The sequence below is a fragment of the Dyella sp. genome (assembly GCF_036384435.1).
Classification (GTDB): Bacteria; Pseudomonadota; Gammaproteobacteria; order Xanthomonadales; family Rhodanobacteraceae; genus GSA-30.
Window position 1 is genome coordinate 25,592 of record NZ_DASVMI010000030.1, and the last position, 14,823, is coordinate 40,414.

General features: G+C 64.7%; 11 protein-coding genes. 3 read left to right on the top strand and 8 right to left on the bottom strand.

The features are described 5' to 3' along the window. Positions 1 to 27 precede the first annotated feature (27 nt). From VF436_RS02480 to VF436_RS02515, 8 genes are all read right to left on the bottom strand, one after another. The gene (locus VF436_RS02480) at positions 28 to 1,890 is read right to left on the bottom strand and encodes an MFS transporter (RefSeq protein WP_330902393.1); all 1,863 of its coding nucleotides are present in this window, start codon (positions 1,888 to 1,890) and stop codon (positions 28 to 30) included. Positions 1,891 to 1,947: 57 nt separating this feature from the next. Next, the gene (locus tag VF436_RS02485; RefSeq protein ID WP_330902394.1) at positions 1,948 to 3,132 is read right to left on the bottom strand and encodes a lysozyme inhibitor LprI family protein; all 1,185 of its coding nucleotides are present in this window, start codon (positions 3,130 to 3,132) and stop codon (positions 1,948 to 1,950) included. A 39-nt stretch (positions 3,133 to 3,171) separates the two neighbouring features. Next, positions 3,172 to 4,458 (bottom strand): phosphoribosylamine--glycine ligase, encoded by a 1,287-nt coding sequence (gene purD / locus VF436_RS02490; RefSeq protein ID WP_330902395.1) that lies wholly within the window; start codon positions 4,456 to 4,458, stop codon positions 3,172 to 3,174. Between the two features lie 187 nt (positions 4,459 to 4,645). Next, a complete protein-coding gene (locus VF436_RS02495; protein ID WP_330902396.1) occupies positions 4,646 to 6,013 on the bottom strand; it encodes an AMP-binding protein in 1,368 nt (455 codons plus the stop codon). A 140-nt stretch (positions 6,014 to 6,153) separates the two neighbouring features. Beyond that, positions 6,154 to 6,726, bottom strand: a complete 573-nt coding sequence (locus VF436_RS02500) for an L-threonylcarbamoyladenylate synthase (RefSeq protein ID WP_330902397.1) — start codon at positions 6,724 to 6,726, stop codon at positions 6,154 to 6,156. After that, on the bottom strand, positions 6,723 to 9,248 hold the full coding sequence (locus tag VF436_RS02505) for a DNA topoisomerase I (protein ID WP_330902398.1): 2,526 nt from the start codon (positions 9,246 to 9,248) through the stop codon (positions 6,723 to 6,725). Before VF436_RS02505 ends, VF436_RS02500 begins: the two co-directional genes overlap by 4 nt. A gap of 117 nt (positions 9,249 to 9,365) precedes the next feature. After that, positions 9,366 to 10,517, bottom strand: coding sequence for a DNA-processing protein DprA (gene dprA, locus VF436_RS02510; protein WP_330902399.1), 1,152 nt, complete (start codon positions 10,515 to 10,517; stop codon positions 9,366 to 9,368). A gap of 77 nt (positions 10,518 to 10,594) precedes the next feature. Continuing rightward, positions 10,595 to 11,737, bottom strand: coding sequence for a LysM peptidoglycan-binding domain-containing protein (locus VF436_RS02515; RefSeq protein ID WP_330902400.1), 1,143 nt, complete (start codon positions 11,735 to 11,737; stop codon positions 10,595 to 10,597). Between the two features lie 205 nt (positions 11,738 to 11,942). Between VF436_RS02515 and def the strand changes: the two genes are divergently transcribed. From def to rsmB, 3 genes are read left to right on the top strand one after another with little or no spacing between them, the layout of a single operon-like run. After that, positions 11,943 to 12,452 (top strand): peptide deformylase, encoded by a 510-nt coding sequence (gene def, locus VF436_RS02520; protein ID WP_330902401.1) that lies wholly within the window; start codon positions 11,943 to 11,945, stop codon positions 12,450 to 12,452. Further along, complete coding sequence (gene fmt / locus VF436_RS02525; protein ID WP_330902402.1) at positions 12,449 to 13,390, top strand: methionyl-tRNA formyltransferase; 942 nt, start codon at positions 12,449 to 12,451, stop codon at positions 13,388 to 13,390. Before def ends, fmt begins: the two co-directional genes overlap by 4 nt. Beyond that, a complete protein-coding gene (rsmB, locus tag VF436_RS02530) occupies positions 13,387 to 14,685 on the top strand; it encodes a 16S rRNA (cytosine(967)-C(5))-methyltransferase RsmB (protein ID WP_330902403.1) in 1,299 nt (432 codons plus the stop codon). The genes fmt and rsmB overlap by 4 nt, the downstream gene beginning before the upstream one ends. Positions 14,686 to 14,823: the final 138 nt, after the last annotated feature.

Below are 14,823 nucleotides of genomic sequence, written 5' to 3' on the forward strand. Positions count from 1 at the left end.
CTGCATCTTGCGTTGAAGCGACCTGGCTCAGGCCAGATCGCCACGCAACGCCTTGACGCGTGCCTCGAGTTCCGCCGCGCTGGAGACTTCCGGCGCACGGATCGCATCGACCACCAGTTCCACGCGGGCGCGGAACCGGCGCGGCAGGCGCAACGTGTTGCGCCTGCTCCACATGCTGCCCCATAGGCCACGCAGCGCCAGCGGCACCACCGGCACGGGACGGCGCGCCAGGATCTTCTCCACGCCAGGGCGAAACGCCGCAACGGCACCATCACGGGTAAGCCCGCCCTCGGGAAAGATGCACACGGCTTCGCCAGCCGCCAACGCGGCATCGATTTCCTCGTACGCGGCGTCCAGCACGGCCGGGTCTTCCTTGAAGCCCGCGATCGGGATCGCCCTGGCCGTACGGAACACGAAACGCAGCACCGGGATATTGAAGATCTTGTAATACATGACAAAGCGCATCGGTCGCCGCAGGCTGCCCATCAGGATCAACGGGTCCATGAAGCTGATGTGGTTGCAGACCAGCAACACCGCGCCTTCCTCCGGAATCTTCTCGGCGCCGTCCACACGCGTGCGATATAGCGTGTTGACGATCGCCCAAGTGAGGAAGTGCATGATGAACTCAGGCACCAGGGTAAAGATGTATGCAGCCACCGCGATGTTGAGCAGCACCACCGCCAGGAAGATCTGTGCCGGCTGCAAACCCAGCATCGACAAGCCAAGACCAAAGCCCGACGCCAGCACGATAAATAGCGCATTGATGATGTTGTTGCCGGCAATCACACGCGACAGCTGCGCGCGCGGCGTACGTGCCTGCACATAGGCAAACAGCGGCACGACATAGAACCCGGAGAACACGCCCAGCAAGGCGAGATCCATCATCACGCGCCAGTTGCCCGGGCCATGCATGAAGGCCTTCCAGTCCAACCCCTGCACCGGACTGGTACCGTGCCGCGCGAAATACAGGTCGATACCAAAGGCAGTCAGCCCGAATGCACCCACTGGCACCAGGCCAATCTCGACCTTGCGGCCCGACAGCTTCTCGCACAACAAGGCCCCCAGGCCGGTGCCCAGCGAGAACAGCGTAAGGATCAGCGTATTGACCGAACCATCGCCACCAAGCGTGTGCTGGGTGTAGTTGGGCAATTGCGCCACCAACACCGCGCCGAAGAACCAGAACCAGGAAATACCCAATACCGCGTTGAATACCGCGCGATCGGAGTGCGTGAGCTTGAGCACCCGCGCCGTTTCGGTCCACGGATTCCAACTGAATTTCAGATCAGGCGCCGTGGCCGGCGCCGTGGGCACCGCACGACTGACCACGTAACCGAGCACCGCTACGCCGATGGTCAGCACCGAGGCCGCGATCGGGCCGACGCCTGCAATCAGCATCAGGCTGCTGCCAGCGATCATGCCGGTCAGGATCGCCAATTGCGTACCCATCTCGACCAGACCGTTGCCACCGACCAGTTCATCGGGCCTGAGCGCCTGGGGCAGGATGGCGTACTTGATCGGCCCGAACACCGTCGAGTGCAGGCCCATCAGAAACAAAACCGCCAGCAACAAGCTGGTGTGATGCGTATAGAAACCCACCGCCGCCAGGATCATGGCGCCGATTTCGAACAGCTTCACCAGACGGATGATCCGCGTCTTCTCGTATTTTTCGGCGAGTTGCCCTGCCATCGCCGAGAACAGGAAGAACGGCAGGATGAACAACGCCGGCCCCAGATTCGTGTAGAGCCCCACGGTGTGCTCGTCCAGGCCCATCTGGAACGCCACAAGCATGATCATCGCGTTGCGAAAGGCATTGTCGTTGAATGCCCCCAGCGCCTGTGTCCAGAAGAACGGAGCAAATCGACGATGGCCGAGCAGGGAGAATTGACTCATGCGGGTCCTGGCGTGAGGCGACGGAAATAGCCTAGCGTGAAATCCGGGGCGAGTTGATCAATCGCCGTTATCGATATTGTCGTCGATGAAGCTGATGCGCTCGGCCAGCCACGCCTGCACCAGGTTATGCGCGGCCTTATCGGCATCCCCCGGTGAAAAACCGCGCTGGGCGACCAGCCACCGAGAGGTGGCCTGCCGCGCTGGCGCCACCGAGGCCAGCACCGTGTCGCGCTCGGTCTTGGACCAGGTCTTTTCGGTGTAACCCTCGCGCAATGCCTTCTCCGCGTCACCTGCATCTTCCTTGGGCAAGGGCTTGAGCAAATCGCGCGGGGTCAGGGTGGCGCGTAAATCCAGGATGGACCAGGCCACGAAGCTGGAATACCGGATGGTACCGGCCACGTCCGTGGCACGACCGATCGCCGGCTTCATTGCCGCATCGAGCTTTTTCCAGGCCGCCTGCTTGAACAAATCGCCGGTCGGCGCACAGACCGGCGCGAAGCTGTCGCGCGTGGAGCCGTAGAGCGGCCCGAATGCCTTGTAGGCGGCATCGCCCTGGCGGGTAAAGACAAAACAATGGACATACGGACGGGCCCCATCCACATCGTAATCGGATCGCTCGATTACCATGCGCAGCAATGTCAGGGATGGGCTGTCGCCCCTGGGATCGTTGCGGACGTCGTTGTAGACGTCGCTGGCAAAACTATCGTCGCTCAATCCCTTGAGCGCTGCCGCCTCGCGTGACTTCGCCTCGGCATCGCTCACACCAGCGCCGGGTTCGTAACGATGCAGGTATACCAGCCAGGCCGAAGCCAGGGGACCGTTGTACTGGCGCAACGCCTCGGCAGCGCCAGCCGGATCGCGAGGGATACGCTCGATCACATGGTCTAGCGCGAGACGGGCCGGTGTGGTCGCGGCGACCAGGACATCATTGCGCGCAGTAAAAAGACGAGCCAGGCACTTGCCCACACCCTCGGGCGCGTCCTTGCAGACATCGCGCGTAGCCAACCAGTTGCGCTGCGTCGTGCGAATCGTTGCCGCCTGATCCCGGGGGCTGACATCGAGCAAGTCGCGATAGTGCCGGCCAATCTGTTCGTCCAGATTACCCACCGCCTCATCGGCACAAATGGCATGCTCGATATCGGTCGTCGCTTTCTTGCAGTCGAACGACGCGGCATGCGCATGAACCGCCAGCCCCAACAGCATGCATAGCGTGCCAGCGCGCCTCCAGCCACGGACATTCATGACAGAGTGCATCCCTACTCCCCTTTTACAGATCGCGGATTATTTGTTGCGATGAAGCGCGCGGTGCGCGATGTCGCGGCGATAGAACACGCCCTCGAAGCGCAGCTTGGCGGCAGCGGCATAGGCATTTTCGCGTGCCGCGGCGATATCCTTGCCCAGCGCACAGACGGTCAGCACACGGCCACCCGCTGAGACCGCACGGCCCTGTTCGTCCAGCCGCGTGCCGGCATGGAATACCTTTGCCTCCGGGCCAACCGGAGCATCAAGCCCGTCGATGACATCACCCTGGCGCACCTTGCCCGGATAGCCTCCCGCAGCCAGCACGACGCCAAGCGACGGGCGAGGATCCCACTGGGCCCGCACATCGGCCAGGCGACCATCGAGCGCGGCCTCGATCAGCTCCACGAAGTCGGACTTCAGGCGCAGCATGATCGGCTGTGTCTCGGGGTCACCCAAGCGCACGTTGAATTCGATGACTTTCGGCACGCCGCTCTTGTCGATCATCAGACCCGCATACAGGAAACCGATGAAGGGCGCGCCTTCCGCGGCCATGCCGCGCAAGGTGGGCTCGATCACTTCCTTGAGGATGCGCTTTTCCACCTCCGGCGTGACCACGGGTGCCGGCGAGTACGCGCCCATGCCCCCCGTGTTGGGGCCGTTGTCACCATCGTCGCGACGCTTGTGGTCCTGGCTGCTGGCCATCGGCAGGGCATGGATGCCGTCACTCATCACGATGTAGCTGGCTTCCTCGCCCTCAAGGAACTCCTCGATCACCACGCGTGCGGACGCATCGCCAAAGGCATGCGCACCGAGCATGTCATGCAGTGCCAATTCGGCATCGGCCAAGGTCAGGGCAACGACCACACCCTTGCCGGCTGCCAGGCCATCGGCCTTGATCACGATAGGCGCGCCATGCTGGCGCACATAGGCCAGCGCCGGATTGAGCTCGGTGAATACGGCGTAGCGAGCGGTGGGAATGTTGTGGCGAAGCAGGAAATCCTTGGCGAACGCTTTGCTACCTTCAAGCTGCGCGGCAATCGCACGCGGCCCGAAGATACGCAGGTTCGCCTTGCGGAAACGATCGACCACGCCAGCCACCAGAGGGACTTCCGGGCCGACCACGGTCAACTCGATCTTCTCGTCCCGGGCCAGCTTGAGCAGCCCGTCGATATCCGTCACGGCCACATCGGCATTGCGCAACCCACGCTCACGCGCGGTACCTGCGTTGCCGGGCGCAACGATCACCTCGCTCACCCGCGGCGACTGCTTGAGCTTCCAAGCCAGCGCGTGCTCGCGCCCGCCGTTGCCGATGACGAGGATCTTCATGCGTACTCCTGATACCGAACTGGACAGGCATTGTACCGGGCGCCCGGCCGCTTTGCGGCCCTTCGTGAGGAGGAGGTCGACCGCCATGCGGCCTGTAAAGTCGAACCTCGGGGCCTGCAGAGGGTAAAGAGGAGCCAATACATTGCAGGGTCTCTATTCCCGTTTACCTGTTACAGGCCACTTCCTGCTAAACCGCCAGCAATGCCAACAATGCGGCGCGTGGCAATTTGCCTGTTTCATTGCGCGGCAATGCATCGACCATGCGCAGGGGGCGCGGCAGGAAGACCGGATCGATGGACTGACGCAGTTGATCGAGGATCTCGTGTTCATCCATACCCGGGGCCACCACCAGCGCGGCAATGCGGCGCACACCGATGGCATCGGCTTCATCCAGTTGGATCACCGCACCGTCGTGCACTCCCGGTATCGCGAGCACTCGGCGCGTGAGGTCACCCAGGGAGGCACGCTTACCGGCAATTTCGAGCATGTCGGCATGACGTCCACGCAAGCGGAAACGCCGGCCGCCATCTTCCAGCACCACGATGTCGGCAAGCATCATCGGGCTATCCAGTTGCGGTGCCTGAACCTGGGTACCGTCAGGTTGCGGATGCAGACTCACGCCTTCGTATAGCGACCATGCCTCATCGAATGCCGCCCGACGCGTGGCAATCACGCAGGTTTCGGTGGACCCGAAAATCTCCAGCAACGGGGCACCATGGGTTTGCTCGGCACGTGCCGCCAACGCCGGCGGCATGGGTGCCGTAGCCGACACGATTGCCGCCAGCGGTGACAACGATTCACCCGACTCCACCACAGCGCGCAGGTGTACCGGCGTGGTCACCAGCACGCGCGGTTCGGGCACCTGCGCCAGGGCGTGGGCCACATCCAGCGGAAAGAACGGCCGACCGGCATGCACGGCGACATCGCCCAGCAGGGGCAGTAACACCGACATCTCCAGGCCGTACATGTGCTGCGGGGGCACCGTGGCCACTACCGAGAAACGCTCGCCCACCTGCCGCCGATACATGCGCACGATACCCGCCGTACTGGCATGGAACTGCGCCCAGGTCTTGGCGTTGGGCTTGGGTATGCCTGTGGAACCGGAGGTGTAGTTGATCGCCACGACCTGTTCGGCGGGAATCATCGGCACGTCGAACGCGACTCCCTCGGCGTGGGAGTCCAGGTCCGGCAGCACCACATAACGACGCGGTGCCGGATCGAGCGCCTGCTCGCCGATGGCATAGCCATCCGGATGCGCGGCCATGACGTCCTCGACGGCGCGGGGGGCGCGCGAAGACGGCAACAGGTTGGTCTGCCCACGCAGCACGATGGCGGCGAACGCCACCAGGAAGGCGTAACGGTCTTCGCACAGGTTCACCGCCGCCGCAGCCTCGGGCAAGGCCTTGGCCACGCGGTGCACGTCAGCCAGGAAGCGGGCGGCGTCAATGGCCTGTCCATCGCGCCAGGTCACCAGACGGCCGGCGTCATGGGCTACCAGCAAAGGCAACGTGTGCGCGGGATGCTTGCGTGGCTGGGCGTCATGGGCGGTCGACAAGGGCGGCTCCTGGCTCGGTCAAGTTCCTGGCAAACGGCTCGCAGCGCATGGCCGTCGAGGACCCGCGAGGTTCCCCATCCTCGGGATGGCCACTGAACCGCGCCTCACCGCAGTGGGCACGCCGCTGGTCATGCTACAGGTCAGGGGCGAATGATAGCGCCCGTCAGCGCGTCGCGAATGGTTGTCGGCGAAGCCTGCCCGCCGACATCGCCCTTGAGCACGCCGTCGAGCCGGTCGCCGAAATAGGCTTCGGCCTGGGCAGCGTTGCGTGCCGGCGGCTCACCATGCGGATTGGCGCTGGTCGATACCAGCGGCCCGCCAAAGGCCCGGCACAGGGCAGCGGCGGGCTCATGGGCGGTGATGCGCAAGGCAATGCCGGTATGGCCGCCAGTCACCCACGCCGGCACTTCCGGGCTGCGCGGGAATATCCAGGTATAAGGCCCGGGCCACTGTCCGCGAATGCGGTCGAGCGTTTCCTCGGGCACTTCGGCGTGGTCGATGTAACGCGCGACCTGCCGGAAATCGGCGGCAATGAGCAGCACGCCCTGGGTAGGCGGGCGTCCCTTGAGCGCGAACAGTCGCTCGAAAGCCTCGCGATTGTGCGGATCGCAGCCGAGTCCGAAAACCGCCTCAGTGGGATACGCCAGCACGCCGCCGTCGCGCAACAACGCGGCGGCGGCATCGAGATTCGTGCTGGCGAAATGCCGGGTCATGCTTCGCCGCGCGCCGAACGCTTGCTGGCCGTGGCTTTTTTCGCGGCAGTTTTCTTCGCTGGCGCCTTCTTGGTGGCGGACTTACCGGTCGCGGTCTTGGTGGTTTTCTTGGCAGTCGCCTTCTTGGCCGGTGCCTTGGGCGCAGCGGCCTTCTTGGTGGCCGCCTTCTTCGCGGCAGGAGCGGCCTTCTTGGCGGCAGCTTTCTTGGCACCGCCACGGCCCTTCTTGACCGGCGCGGCGGCGAGCAACTCGATGCACTGTGCCTCGGTCAGGTCCTTGGGCTCCTGATCCTTGGGAATGCGCGCGTTCTTCTCGCCATCGGTGATGTAAGGACCATAACGGCCATTGAGCACCTGCACGCCGTTGCCGAAATCCTTGATCACGCGATTGGCGAGCATCTCGAGCTTTTCCTGCACGATCTGCAAGGCACGCGGCAATTCGATGGTGTAGGGATCGTCTTCCGCCTTGAGCGACGCATAGGTGCTGCCCTGCTTGACGAAGGGTCCGAAGCGACCAATGCCCACGCTCACCTCGTCACCGTTCTCGGCCTGACCGAGCTGACGCGGCAGCTTGAACAGTTCCAGCGCCTCTTCCAGCGCGATGGTGTGCATGCTCTGGCCCTGGCGCAGGGAGGCAAACTGCAACTTTTCGTCGGTGTCCTTGTTGCCGATCTGCGCATACGGCCCGTAGCGCCCCAAGCGTACCGATACCGGCTTGCCGGACTTCGGATCGATCCCCAGCTCACGCGCGCCTGTCGCCTCGCTGCGATCGACCGATTCGGTTTTTTCATCCACCTGCTGCTTGAAGGGCTGCCAGAAACGTTCCATCAGCGGCACCCAGGCCTCCTCGCCACGGCTGACCGCATCGAGTTCGTCTTCCAGGCGCGCGGTGAACTCGTAATCCACGTACTGGGTGAAGTGCAGGGCCAGGAACTTGCCCACGGCACGGCCCACATCAGTGGGACGGAAACGGCGGCTGTCCAGGAATACGTACTCGCGATTGAGCAGCACCTGGATGATGCTGGCATAGGTCGACGGACGGCCGATGCCATATTCCTCCAGCGCCTTGACCAGACTGGCTTCGGAATAGCGCGGCGGCGGCTCGGTGAAATGCTGGTCGGCCAGGATGTCCTTCAGCTTCACTTTCTCGCCAACTTTCAGCTTGGGCAGGCGACGACCTTCATCATCGTCATCGGCGTTCTTCTGGTCGCGGCCTTCCTCGTACACCGCCAGGAAGCCCGGATCGACCACCGTGGTGCCCGTGGACCGGAACGCTGCGTCCTGGCCGGCCACGTTGGCCAGCGCAAAATCGACCGACACCGTGTTGAGCGTGGCATGGATCATCTGGCAGGCGACGGTGCGCTTCCAGACCAGTTCGTACAGCTTGCGCTGGTCGTCGTTGAGGAACGAGGCGACTTCGCGCGGCGTGCGCATGGCCGAGGTGGGACGGATCGCCTCGTGCGCTTCCTGGGCATTCTTGGACTTGGTTCGATAGACCTGCGGCCCATCGGGCAGCGACTTGTCGCCAAAGTCGCGCGCGATCAGCTGGCGCAGTTCGCCCACGGCATCTTCGGACAACGCCGTGGAGTCGGTACGCATGTAGGTGATCAGGCCGACGTTGCCCTCGCTGCCCAACGAAACGCCCTCATACAGCCCCTGGGCAATCTTCATCGTGCGGCTGGTGGAGAATCCGAGCTTGCGCGCGGCCTCCTGCTGCAACGTCGAGGTGGTGAACGGCGGCGCAGGGCGGCGCTTGCGCTCCTTCGAACCGATATCACTGACGGTCAGCTGGCCGCCGGCGGCCTTGGCCAATGCCTCGCGTGCCGCCAGGGCGTCGCGCTCGTTGGTCAGGTCGAACTGCTCGAATTTCTTGCCGTACAGCTTGGTCAGCCGGGCGCTGAAATCGGCCTCGGGATGATTCAGCTGCGCCTCGATCGTCCAGTATTCGCGCGGCACGAAGGCTTCGATTTCCTCCTCCCGCTCGACGATCATGCGCAGCGCCGGGCTTTGCACGCGACCGGCGGACAAGCCACGCTGCACCTTGCGCCATAGCACCGGCGACAGGTTGAAGCCCACCAGGTAATCGAGCGCACGGCGCGCCTGCTGGGCGTCGACCATGTCATGTGACAACTGGCGTGGCTGGGCCACGGCGGCCTTGATCGCCTTCGGGGTGATCTCGGAGAACACCACCCGGTGCAGGTGCTTGCCCTTGGTCAGCCCACGCTGCTTGAGGATCTCGCTGATGTGCCAGGAGATCGCCTCGCCTTCGCGATCCAAGTCGGTCGCCAGGTAGATGTCGTCAGCCTGACTGGCGGCCTTGGCGATGGCATCGACGTGTTTCTCGTTGCGCTCGATCACCTCGTAGTCCATGGCAAAGCCATGGTCCGGATCGACGGCGCCCTCCTTCGGCCGCAGGTCGCGCACGTGTCCGTAGGACGCCAGCACCTGGAAGTCCTTGCCAAGGTATTTATTGATCGTCTTGGCCTTGGCTGGCGACTCGACGATGAGCAGGTTTTTTGCCATGAAACAACTTTTCCGGAATCGGACCACCACCGTCCTGGGACAGCGGGCTTTATATTTAGTGAGACCACGGCAGCTCGACGGCTGTCAAGCTGGATCGTGTGAAACAGTGGCAGGCGGTCACATTCGGCACCCGCCCGGCAGCCGCTGGTACCGGTTGCCAGCCAGGGATTCGATGGCCCCATCCAGTTCCAGCAGAAGCAGGCCGGAAGCCACCTGGCCGGCTTCCAGCCCGGTGCGCTCGGCCAGCTCGTCCAGACTGACCGGAACATGGCCCAACGCCTCCAGCAGTCGCTCCTGGAGGGGATCGAACCTGGTCGACACTGGCCCTGTCGAACCCTGGGCGGGCTCGGCCAACCGCAAGCGCTCACGCAGCTCCAGGCCCATGGCGCGCGCCAAGGGGGCCAGCACATCCACTACCTCGCCAGCATCCTCGACCAGACGGGCGCCGTCACGGATGAGCTTGTTACAGCCCCTGGCCCGCGGATTATGAACGGAACCGGGGACTGCGAATACCTCCCGTCCCTGATCGGCGGCCAGGCGGGCGGTGATCAGCGACCCGGATTTCAAGTCCGCCTCAACCACCACAGTGCCCACCGACAGGCCGGACAGGATACGGTTGCGCTGCGGAAAATGGCTCGAACGCGCTCCCGTCCCCAGCGGAAACTCGCTCAGCAGGGCTCCCTCGCCAGCGATTCGCCGCGCCAGCCGGGCGTGTTTGGCCGGATAGACCCGGTCGGCTCCCGTCCCCACGACCGCGATGGTCGGATGGCCGGCATCGAGCACCGCCCTATGCGCCGCACCGTCGATGCCATCGGCCATCCCGCTGGTTACCACGAATCCCGCATCAGCCAGCGCCAGGGCAAAGTCGGCGGCGAGCGCGCGGCCGACGCCATCAGCCGCCCGCGAGCCCACCACGGCCACCTGGGGCCGCAACAGCAAGGAGGCATCCCCGTCAACGAACAAGGCTGCGGGCGGACGGTCGATATGGCCCAGCAATGGGGGAAAGTCGGCTTCATCGCAACGCAGCAGCCGATGTCCCGGCATGTCCAGCCAGGTCCGGTCGGCACGCAGGCGTTCGCGATCGGGGCGCTTCAACCAGGCCGCTGCCGCGCCGTCCAGGCGATCGACACGCGCCTTGACGGTGGCGAGGGTGGCCTGGATATCCCAATTGCACACGGCAAGCAGGTCACGCAGTGCAGCGGCGCCCATGCCGGGCGTGCGCAGCAACACCAGCCAGGCGTCGATATCGTCCGTGTCATGCTTTTCCATGGGGCCACTGTACGCAGCGCCCCAAACGAAAACGGCGCGGAATATCCGCGCCGTTTTGTCCGATAAAGCCAGCTGTCCTACTCAGGCATCCGCAGGTTGTCGCGGATGTGCACAGGACGCAGGCCATCCATGATCAGACCGTAACTGACGCGATCGAAGGTGCGGAAGATCATCACGTGACCGACGAACTCTTCCGGCAGATCCACGCTGTGTCCCGTGCCGCGATCCCAGCTGTCGCTACGTACGTCGTCGGCGATGGTTTCGCCCGGCTCCCAGACGGCCAGGGTCTGGCCGTTCTCGGCACCGTCCAGTTTGCCGACGGACAGCGCCACCACCTGAGTCGGACCGGCTGCATCCAGCGCATCGGCACCGGAGAAGGCCAACACGTGGGCGTTGCCCGGCACCGACTTGGGCGCGTGCGGGTAGTAGTACGGGTCGTAGGGCTTGTCATCCACCGGCATCAGGCGATCGCCCTTGCGGATTTCCTGGGTCGAATTGAGCAGGAGCACCGTATCGGCATCCTTGCCCTTGCGCAGCACTTCGACCTCGCCGATCACCGACACCTCGACGCCCAGATCCTTGCCGCGACCATAGTGACCGTCGTTGCGGGAGTCTTCGTTCCAGGGCCCCTTGAACATGCTCACGTCGCTGTCGAGCACATGCGCGGTCATGTCGTCCTCGTGACTGGCTGCCTTCTTGCTGGAGCCAAATTCGCGATAGATGTGGGTGGGACGCACGATCGCCCAATGCTGGCCCGGCTCGGCGTCAAGCTTGCGCACGTAGACGTTCTGGCCCACGGCGCCGCGCAGGCGGGCTTCCTCGAAACCAACCACGTACGGCGCATTGCGTACGACGTTGGAGTCCACCACGCGCATGTCCTTGAGAAAGGTCTGCAACTGCGACAGCGGAATGGCCGGAATTGGCTCGCCCTCGGTGTGCACGCGAGGCTGCAGGCCCAGTCGCGGCCCGTTGTTCATGAAAGACAGGTTCAGCACGTCACCCGGATAGATCAGGTGCGGATTCTGGACCTGCGGATTGGCCTGCCAGATTTCCGGCCATAGCCAGGGCTTGGACAGGAACCGGGAGGAAATCGACCAGAGCGTATCGCCGCGACGCACCGTGTAGGTGTCCGGGTGATCGGCACGCAATTGGGCTCCCGCAGCATAAACGGCCACCGTGACCAGCATGCCGGCCAGCAGCCCTATGGACTTTCTTATCATCCCCCAAACCCCCTGCATTTTTGGGCGAGTGTAACCGAACCAACTGACTCCGCAACTGGAGCCAGTTGGCAAAATAGCCTGCCACACCGTGGGTTACGGGCTACAATGGGAGCCTATTCTCATGTCCCACCCCGGATGCCCCACATGGCCCCGGGCATTGGCTTTTCCTGCCCGTGACCGCATCTTGGGACGACAAGGTGACTTTATGACGACGCTGACCATTCTTGAATTCCCCGACCCGCGCCTGCGCACTGTCGCTACGCCGGTAACCGTCTTCGACGCCGAGCTCAAGCAGTTCGTGGCTGACATGTTCGAAACGATGTACGCCGCCAATGGCGTGGGCCTGGCAGCGACCCAGGTCAACGTGCACCAGCGCGTGCTCGTGGCCGACATGAGCGACGAGCGCAACCAGCCGATGGTGCTGATCAACCCGCAGATCGTGGAAAAGGACGGCGCCCAGGTCTACCAGGAAGGCTGCCTGTCGTTCCCGGGCATCTATGCCGACGTGACGCGCGCGCTGAAGGTGAAGGTCAAGGCCAACGACGTCGAAGGTAAAGCGATCGAGGTGGAAGTCGAGGGTCCGCTCGCCGTGTGCATCCAGCACGAAATGGATCACCTGGCCGGCAAGGTCTTCGTCGACTACCTTTCGCCGCTCAAGCGCTCCATGCTGCTCAAGCGACTGGAAAAGCAACGCAAGCAGGCTGCCAGCGCTTGAGCGGGCAGCCATTGCGGGTCGTCTTCGCCGGTACCCCCGAATTCTCCGTCCCCTGCCTGGAAGCCTGCCGCACCAGCGGTGCCGAGGTCGTGGCCGTCTATACCCAGCCCGATCGCCCCGCCGGCCGTGGCCGCAAGCTCACGCCCAGCCCGGTCAAGGCCGCCGCGCAGGCTGCCGGCATCCCGGTCGAGCAACCCGAATCGCTCAAGTCCGCCGATATCCAGCAAGCGTTGGCCGCTTACCGGGCAGACCTGATGGTGGTGGTGGCCTATGGCCTGATCTTGCCGCGCAAGGTGCTGGCATTGCCGCGCCTTGGCTGCTGGAACGTCCATGCAAGCCTGCTGCCACGCTGGCGCGGGGCCGCGCCCATCCAGCGCGCCATCCTCGCCGGTGACAACGAAAGCGGCGTGGACCTGATGCAGATGGAAGCCGGCCTGGATACGGGCCCGGTATTGCTGGAGCGCCGCACGCCCATCACGCGCCAGGACACCGGCGGCAGCCTGCACGATCGCCTGTCCGCGCTCGGTGCCGACGTGCTCGCTGAAGGCCTGCGTCGAGTCGCGACGGGTGAGGTCCTGGTGCCACGGGCACAGCCGGAAGAAGGCGTGACCTATGCGCACAAGCTCGACAAGGCCGAAGCGCAACTGGACTTCTCAAAACCCGCCATGACGTTGGAATACCAGGTGCGTGCGTTCGATCCATGGCCGGTCGCCGAAGGCGCCATCGCAGGCGAAGCGTTGCGCATCTGGGCCGCGCACGCCGTGGATGGCTCACCCGATGCCGTGCCGGGCACAGTGCTGGGCGCCAGCCGTGACGGCATCGACATCGCATGCGGGCAGGGCGCCTTGCGGGTCACCGCGCTGCAGCGCGCTGGCGGCAAACGCATCACGGCTACCGACTACCTCAACGCGCGCCCCGAGCTGCGCAGTCGCGCATGAACGATACACGCGCCCTGGCCGCGCAGGCGCTGGCCGAAGTGGCCTTGCGTGGCGCTTCGTTGCGCGAGGTGATGGAGCGACAAGCGCCGCGCCTGGCCGATTCGCGTGATCGCGCGCTGCTGATGGCCCTGGTCAGCGATGGCTCGCGCTGGTGGCTGCGTTTCGACGCCGCGCTCGATCGTCTGCTCGAACGCCCGCTGCGCGACAAGGAACCGCGTATCCATGCCCTGCTGGTGCTGGGCCTGGTGCAACTGGAAATCCTGCAATTGCCAGCTTACGCCGCCGTGGCCGCCACGGTGCAGGCCGCCCGCGAACTCAAGCGACCGCAATTGGCCGGACTGGTCAACGCCGTGCTGCGACGCTGGCAACGCGAACGCGAGCAGCACCTGGCCGCACTGGACGCACAACCGCGCACGCGCCATGCGCATCCGGCGTGGCTGGCTCGGGCCATCGCCAGGGATTGGCCCGAACAGGCCGATGCCGTGATGGCCGCCGACAACCTCGAGCCCCCGCTGATGTTGCGCGCCAATGCGCGGCGCGGCACGCGAGACGCCCTTATCGAGGCTCTGCGCGCGGCCGGCTACGAGGCCCAGCCGCATGCATGGCTGCGCGATGGCATCGTGCTGCCTCACAGCACCGATGTCACCCGCATGCCCGGCTTCGCCGAAGGCCTGTTCGCCGTGCAGGATGGCGCGGCGCAGATTGCTGCCGACATCCTGGATGCGCAACATGGGCAACGTGTGCTCGATGCCTGCGCGGCACCGGGCGGCAAAGCCTGCCACGTGCTCGAACGTGCCGATGTCGCATTGACCGCTGTCGAATTCGACGCCGCGCGCACCGCACGCATCCGGCAGAACCTGGAACGCCTCGGTCTCCAGGCCAGCCTGGTCACTGGCGATGCCGGCGACCCTTCGGCCTGGTGGGATGGCAAGCCGTTCGATCGCATCCTGATCGATGCGCCCTGCTCCGCCACCGGCGTGCTGCGCCGCCGTCCCGACGTACGCCTGCATCGTCGCGATACGGACGTAGCCACGCTGGCCGCGCAGCAAAAGCGCATCCTCGACGGTGTGTGGCCCACCCTGGCCCCCGGCGGCCGCCTGGTCTACATCACCTGCTCACTGTTGCGTGCGGAGAACGAAGCGGTTGTTCAAGGCTGGCTCGCCGAGCACACAGACGCTCGCGTCGTGTCGCTGGAGCTTCCGGTCGGGCAAGCCGCGGCCATCGGCTGGCAGGTGCTTCCCGGCGATGGCGACCTGGACGGGATGTATTACGCGGTACTGGAAAGGATCGGTTGAGGGACCAGACCGGAGAGGGGACGCGGATGAGGGGACGCAAGTCCGCGCGTGTCCCTCGGCCATTAGAAGCGTGGCCAACGCACGCCGTCGCGGCCTTGAGGCTCGCCGCTGGTTCGCGGCTTCAGCGACCCCGCTCCC

Excerpts from the sequence above, each read along its gene's own strand:
- VF436_RS02485 (WP_330902394.1), bottom strand. The coding sequence starts at position 3,132 with ATGAATGTCCGTGGCTGGAGGCGCGCTGGCACGCTATGCATGCTGTTG.
- dprA (WP_330902399.1), bottom strand. The coding sequence starts at position 10,517 with ATGGAAAAGCATGACACGGACGATATCGACGCCTGGCTGGTGTTGCTG.
- def (WP_330902401.1), top strand. The coding sequence starts at position 11,943 with ATGACGACGCTGACCATTCTTGAATTCCCCGACCCGCGCCTGCGCACT.
- VF436_RS02505 (WP_330902398.1), bottom strand. The coding sequence starts at position 9,248 with ATGGCAAAAAACCTGCTCATCGTCGAGTCGCCAGCCAAGGCCAAGACG.
- rsmB (WP_330902403.1), top strand. The coding sequence starts at position 13,387 with ATGAACGATACACGCGCCCTGGCCGCGCAGGCGCTGGCCGAAGTGGCC.
- purD (WP_330902395.1), bottom strand. The coding sequence starts at position 4,458 with ATGAAGATCCTCGTCATCGGCAACGGCGGGCGCGAGCACGCGCTGGCT.
- VF436_RS02480 (WP_330902393.1), bottom strand. The coding sequence starts at position 1,890 with ATGAGTCAATTCTCCCTGCTCGGCCATCGTCGATTTGCTCCGTTCTTC.
- VF436_RS02515 (WP_330902400.1), bottom strand. The coding sequence starts at position 11,737 with ATGATAAGAAAGTCCATAGGGCTGCTGGCCGGCATGCTGGTCACGGTG.
- VF436_RS02500 (WP_330902397.1), bottom strand. The coding sequence starts at position 6,726 with ATGACCCGGCATTTCGCCAGCACGAATCTCGATGCCGCCGCCGCGTTG.